Annotated in this window: 7 protein-coding genes; 1 reads left to right on the top strand and 6 read right to left on the bottom strand. The window is 60.5% G+C overall.

Annotated features, from left to right (window positions below):
* Positions 1-48: 48 nt before the first annotated feature.
* The 5 genes from AX672_RS01005 to AX672_RS00985 all read right to left on the bottom strand — a co-directional run bounded on the left by AX672_RS01005 (position 49) and on the right by AX672_RS00985 (position 4,195).
* Positions 49-318 carry a cytidylyltransferase domain-containing protein gene (locus AX672_RS01005; protein ID WP_066646900.1) on the bottom strand — a complete coding sequence of 90 codons (270 nt, stop codon included), beginning with the start codon at positions 316-318 and terminating at the stop codon, positions 49-51.
* Between the two features lie 151 nt (positions 319-469).
* Positions 470-1,483 (bottom strand): sensor histidine kinase, encoded by a 1,014-nt coding sequence (locus tag AX672_RS01000; RefSeq protein WP_060977085.1) that lies wholly within the window; start codon positions 1,481-1,483, stop codon positions 470-472.
* A complete protein-coding gene (locus AX672_RS00995; protein WP_060977086.1) occupies positions 1,484-2,155 on the bottom strand; it encodes a response regulator in 672 nt (223 codons plus the stop codon).
* Between the two features lie 51 nt (positions 2,156-2,206).
* Positions 2,207-2,878, bottom strand: coding sequence for a cytochrome b/b6 domain-containing protein (locus AX672_RS00990; protein WP_208597792.1), 672 nt, complete (start codon positions 2,876-2,878; stop codon positions 2,207-2,209).
* 306 nt (positions 2,879-3,184) lie between these two features.
* Entirely contained in the window at positions 3,185-4,195 is a 1,011-nt protein-coding gene (locus AX672_RS00985; RefSeq protein ID WP_081095488.1) for a site-specific integrase, read from the bottom strand.
* Between the two features lie 314 nt (positions 4,196-4,509).
* Here AX672_RS00985 and AX672_RS00980 point away from each other — a divergent pair, with 314 nt between their 5' ends.
* Complete coding sequence (locus AX672_RS00980; RefSeq protein WP_231731107.1) at positions 4,510-5,310, top strand: MarR family transcriptional regulator; 801 nt, start codon at positions 4,510-4,512, stop codon at positions 5,308-5,310.
* Positions 5,311-5,315: 5 nt separating this feature from the next.
* Here AX672_RS00980 and AX672_RS18090 read toward each other — a convergent pair whose 3' ends face one another.
* Positions 5,316-5,597 (bottom strand): WGR domain-containing protein, encoded by a 282-nt coding sequence (locus AX672_RS18090; protein WP_082660524.1) that lies wholly within the window; start codon positions 5,595-5,597, stop codon positions 5,316-5,318.
* Positions 5,598-6,000: the final 403 nt, after the last annotated feature.

Genomic DNA, 6,000 nt, shown 5'->3' with positions numbered 1-6,000 from the left:
TTCGCTATCCGTTCGCCCTTTCCGTGCAGATACGTCACTTTCGTGTAGTCACCCCATGATGTTGCGGGAAATACCCGACTGGCCCGATTTCACCACCACGCGCGGATCGGAAGCGAAATGGGCAAGCGCAGGATCATCGAGGATCGCATTGTCCTGCGCGATGATGACGACCCGCCCAACGTAACGGGATTGCAGCAACGCATCGAGCACCCAGCCGATCATCGGCCTGCCGTTGATCGGAATCAGCGCCTTGGTAGAACGCCTGAAGCCGCGTGCCAGCGGATCGACACCAGGGCGCTGCCCCGCAAGAAGCGCCACCGACCAATATCGAGGCGAACGACCAACCATATTCACGAACCCTTCCCGTGAAGCATTACGGGGGATACGATACCGTGCCCACTAATGCTTTGGATTTTGATGAGATTTTGCCTACTCGCCGAAGCTGACAGCAACCTGACGGAGCGATCGTTCAGCTGAAGTCGAGGATCAGCGCGCTGTTCTCAGGATCGGTGCGGATCGCGCCGCGGTGCACCTGCATGATGCGGTCGACGATCGCGAGGCCCAAGCCGGCGCCATCCGGGCTGGCATAGTCGGCGCGTCGGTTGCGCTGGATCAGCTGGGTGAGCTGATCCAGCGACAGACCAGGTCCACCGTCGATCACGCGAATGGCAGGAGTGCCGTCCAGCACCACGTGAACGGTGCCGCCATTCGGCGTAACCCGCACAGCATTGTCGATGAGGTTGCGCAACGCCGCCGCAATCGCCTCGCGCCGCCCGCGGATCACCAACCTTTGGCCATCATTTACCAGCTCAATGGTGCGGCCTTGCGCGATCACTGCCGGAGCACATCTTGCAACCACATCGCTGGCGACATCAGCCAAATCGACATCGTCGGTCGCGGTCGCTGCAGCCTCCTGCGCATCCATTTGCGCCAGCAACATCAGCTGGTCGATCAACCGGCGCATGGCAGCGACATCGCCTTTCAAACGCGCAGCGGCAGGGTCGGTCATGCCATCGAGTTCCAAAACCATCGCCGCCAGCGGAGTACGCAACTCGTGCGCGACATCGGCGGCAAAGGCCTCCTGATGCAATGCTGATTGCTCAAGCCTTCCCAGCAGGGTGTTGACCGCCACGGTAAACGGGCGGACTTCGGTGGGCAGCTTGTGATCATCAATGCGGATGTTGCGATCACGTCCGGTAATGGCGTTCAGCTGCTCTGTTGCATCCGTCAACGGCTTGAAAGCTCGTCGCATGACGAACAGGGCGGCGGCCGTCATCGGCACGACCAGCGCGACGACGGGCAACAGCACGTGTTCCACCATTTCATGGAGCGCGGCCTCCAACGCATTTGCCGTTGCCATCTCGGCAAAGCTGATGCGATATTCGATGAGCACGGCAACAAGCAGGAACACCGTCCCGCCCAGCCCGACCACCGCAAGGCCGCGCGCCAGAGACTTGAAGATGGACGTGGGCTGACGTGACATTCAGCTGCTCCGCAGCATGTAACCGACACCGCGCACCGTGTGCAGCTGCCCGGCAAGCCCTGCTTCGTCCAGCTTGCGGCGAAGACGCGATACCGTGGCCTCTACCGCATTGGGGGTTACCGGCTCGTTGAAGCTATACAACGTGGTCTCGATCGTATCGCGCAACACAACCGTGCCCAGTCTGCGCATCAGCAGTTCCAGCAGGTCAGCCTCACGGCGGGATAAATCAAGCACCCGCTCGTCGCAGCGGGCCTCACGGCTGACCGGATCAAAGGTGAGCGCCCCGGCTTCCAGAAGTATCGCAGCACGCGGCCCAGGCCTGCGCAGCAAGGCGCGAACCCTCGCCGCCAGTTCCTCAATATCCACCGGCTTGACCAGGTAATCATCAGCGCCTGAATCGAGCCCCGCGATCCGGTCTTCCAGCCCGCCACGTGCGGTCAGCATCAGCGCCGGGATCAGCTGGCGCAGGCTGCGCTGGCGCTGCAACCATGTCATGCCGTCGCCATCGGGCAGGCCAAGGTCGAGGATGACAGCATCGAAGGCAGCGCTTTCCAGGCATGCATCTGCTGTCGCCAGATCCGGGGCAATATCGCAGGAAAAGCCCCGCCGGCCCAGACCTTGTGCGATCAGACCGGCGAGGCGTTCATTGTCTTCCACGATCAGCAATCGCACGGGTCTGGCCTCATGGGTCGCTGGGCAACTGTGGAACCTTGGCGCGGACACTCAGTCATTGTCGTGATCGCCATCGGTGCTGCCTGCCTTGCCTTGCTCATATTCGCCTGCTTCGCTCGATACGCCATCAAAAGCCGTCTTGTCATAGCGCAATATGCCCAGGACAGACATTACCACGACTGCGCCGCCTGCCAGCGCGGCCAGGGCGCGGGGGCGCTCGGACTGCTGCACCGGCAGCCCCGCCGCCGTTTTGCGCCCGGTGACCATGGCGCGGACGAGATTGTCTCGCGTCATCACCGACATCACGATCACGCCGATCACATGCACCGCGATCATCACAAGCAGGCCATAGGCAATCGTCTCGTGCAGCTCTTCGCTGCCGCCCACGCCGGTCAGCTGGACGCCGGTCCACACCGCCGCAGCTGTGCCGCCGAGCAGTGCCAGAACAGCCAAGCCACCCAGCGGATTATGGCCCACCGACCGTTCGGCCTTGCCTTTGAACAATTCGCGCAGATGCGGCAGCAGCGCACCGGGCCGGACAAAACTGGCAAAGCGTGCATGCTTGCCGCCGATAAAGCCCCAGCTCAGTCGAAATGCGATCAGCACGGCAGCAATCCATCCTGCCGTCATATGCCAGGTCGCGAGCACGCTATCCTCTTCAGACGAAAGAAATGCTACTACGATGGCCGTGACGAGGGACCAATGGAACAGCCTGACGGGCAAGTCCCAAACGGCGATCTGATTTTTTGGTGATGCAATTCCATGTGCCATAACAGCCTCCTATGAGGCGTTAATGGCTGAGCTACCTGACACCAGCCTGACGGTCGGTAAAACACTTAAGTCGCCTCCCGGAACTCGTGGAGCCGATGGTTGCTGGATGAAGGTAACTGGGGAGCAATGGTCAAGGATGGTGTGCGATCACTGATTGTCTGGTCTTGGCAGAACCTGCCGCTGGAAATTTTGTCCGGGAAAGACCGGAAAGTCCCAGACCCGGTCAATTCGGCCACGGTGAGCGCTCAAAAACGAGGACTACAGAAATCTCTCGCCCGCATGGTTCTCGAACAGAGCAGCATCACGGACATAGCCAAGCAACACCTCGACCTTTTTCTGGCGCGACACCTCTTGCATTTTGGGCAATGAAGCCCCGGCCTTGGCCGCTTCAGTCAGGAATCCGGATCGCAACGAGTGCGCGCCAACCACGGCAGGATCGAGCCCAACCTTTTCGGCGTAGCGCTGGATAAGGCGGGCAACCGAGCGATCTGACATGGGCTCCTTGGTCATCATCCCTTGTGCGTCGGTGCGGTAGAACAAAGGACCCGCCTCCCCTCCCCTTACGCTGAGCCATTCGTTGAGGCGCGCGCCGGGCTTGAGAACCTTGCCCGACGGCACCGCAATGACCTGCCCTTCCCCTTCCTGGTCGGTTTTGGAATGCCGGATCGTCAATTTGAGACCCTCCCGCACCAGCTCGAGGTCAGCCAGTTGTAGCGCGACCAGTTCGGAACGCCGCAGCGCCGCCGCCAGCCCCAGTGCCATCACCGCCCGGTCGCGGACCGCCCGCGGACTCTGGCCTTCAGCAGCTGCAATCATCCGCGCCAGATCAGCCGCCAGAATTGCGCTCTTCTTGCGCGTCGGCCGCGCGCGCTGTTCGCGCCGGATCCCCGCGAGGGTATCGGCAATCACATCGCGCGGATCGCGATGCTGGGGTGCGACCTGCCCTGCCTGCCTGTGGTGCCAGGCGATGGCGGCAAGATGGCGACCAATCGTGCTGTCCGCCCTCCCCGCCTGCGCCAGCGAGGCAAGGTATGTGGCCACTGCTTCCGGCATAGCCGGCATAGGCGCAAGATCGCGCGTCCAGCACCATTCTTCGAACTGCCGCCAGTCGCTGTCATAGGCCCGCACAGTGTTTGCCGCCTTGGACCGCGCCCGGTACGACCGCGCCGCTTCGATCTCAGCCGCTAGCTGTGACGGGATTCCGTTCCCCAGCGGCGCGAGCGCGGCTTCACCTGAAAGCCTCAATGCCTTGCTGCTATCATCGTCCAAGGCGACACTCCTGAAGTTTCAATTCCGCTGTGGTGCCTCACCCTTGCCTTTGGGCGCGGGCGAGATCGCAGCGAATTTCGCCTGCTTTATATAGAATAGCATGTCGTCCGTGAAGGGCTCTTATCGGACAGCAAACCCACCGTACAAGCTGGGTATACTTTTTATGCCATTTATATACTATCTGGCCGATGGTATCCGCCCCAGCACCTTGGCAACTGACGCTTGCCCGCATCGAAGGCGCCCTCCCCTTCATCTCACCCGAGTTGTCCGAATGCCTTGCGCTGGCCTCACTTCGGCGCCTCTGGCGCGTGCATGTGCGCGATTATCCGTTTGATAATCTTGGAATTGAACACAATCCGGGGCTCGAAGCGAGCGAGCTGATGCGCTCGTGGTATTCCGAGGAACGCCGTCAGTTCTTGTCGTGGATTAGCCGGCGAGGACACCCTCCCCTCGCCCATGCTGCCAAGCTGGTCATGGCCGCCAAGAACCACTCTGAAGGGTTCACCGAGACCTATTGGCCCGCCGATCGCGCGCTGGAGCGGCTTGACGCGCTGCTACCAAGCCGTGACCCGATGAGCACCTTGCTTGAATGGCTGACGGAACTGAGAACGGAAGAAATCGACTTTCTCGAAGGCGGCAGCGAGATGGTCCAGGTCGGAGGGTTCGCGGTAACACGTATGGCACCGCGTGGGGCGGCCTGGGCGGCATCGCTCGCTGCTGCCATGCGGCCACACTTGTTTGGGCTGGGCTCGGCGCCAATGGCGCTTGCTGGGGTCATGCCGCGGGCTCTGTTCCGTGAACTTCACGAGGAACCCCTGCCCGTCCTATTAGGCCGTGCGCTTCAGGCTACCGCTGAGAGTGCAGCCGCAGACCTCCGTGCCATGCAAAGGGCTCACCTGCAGGCTGAGGGAGCACTTTCAGGCCTGTACGCCTCCTCGACGGCTCCCCTGGCTTGGCGTCTGGTAGCCGGCATCGGACCTCTCACCCGTGCGGAGCTTGCCAGAGGCCTTGGGGTGACCAAGCGAACCGCTTCACAATCAGTTGCGGCTATGGTGACTGCCAGCATGGTCAGCCTTCGAACTTCCGATGGAGCAATCGTCCCAACGGACACGTGAACGTATCATGGACCCCGGAATACTTCCCGGTAGCAAACGCCAATTCGATGATGTGAGGTCGCTCTGCGACGCAGCAACTGTTCTACGAACTTTGTCGCCCTGCCTGCGTCGGCGAAGGATAAGATGCGTCGCTGTCCACGCGTTCCAATCCGCCCCCACGAGAATTCAACAATCGTGACACCGAACAGGTCCTGGCTTCGAGATATGACGTACCGCCTTGCAACATTGAGATCGGGATCTTTGGCTTCGAGCCAGATCTGACATTCCCTTTGTCCAACCTCTAACATGCGGAGGACTATGCGATAGCCACGTGAAGTTAGGCCAATCGGAAGTTTGAATCACAGGTCCCTGTCGTGATTCACGGAATCGATCTTAAGGCTGTGACCAGCGCTAATCTGCCGAGTTGCCATTCTGGTGGAATGTACGCATCGCACGCAAAGCGGTCATCGTCGAAGGGATATGTCGGCCTTCCTTAATCTTGAATCAAATCAATAACAAATCCGCCGCAGGCGTGAACGTTAGGGGATTTAGATTCTAAGGTTAAGAGGTTACCTGCTCGTGATCAGCCTGCAAACTCCTGATTTCTCGCGAGTCGGGGCGGCTATGCCGAATCTGAAAACACGATGTTCGGTTTCTGATAGCACGACCGCCAGATTCTAATAACACGTCATCTGATGCCCGATCACACGT

It is taken from the genome of Sphingomonas sp. CCH10-B3, from assembly GCF_001556185.1.
GTDB lineage: Bacteria > Pseudomonadota > Alphaproteobacteria > Sphingomonadales > Sphingomonadaceae > Sphingomonas > Sphingomonas aquatica.
Note: the sequence above shows the minus strand (reverse complement) of the source record. Positions and strands in the feature narration are given on the sequence as shown.

Excerpts from the sequence above, each read along its gene's own strand:
- AX672_RS01000 (WP_060977085.1), bottom strand. The coding sequence starts at position 1,483 with ATGTCACGTCAGCCCACGTCCATCTTCAAGTCTCTGGCGCGCGGCCTT.
- AX672_RS18090 (WP_082660524.1), bottom strand. The coding sequence starts at position 5,597 with ATGTTAGAGGTTGGACAAAGGGAATGTCAGATCTGGCTCGAAGCCAAA.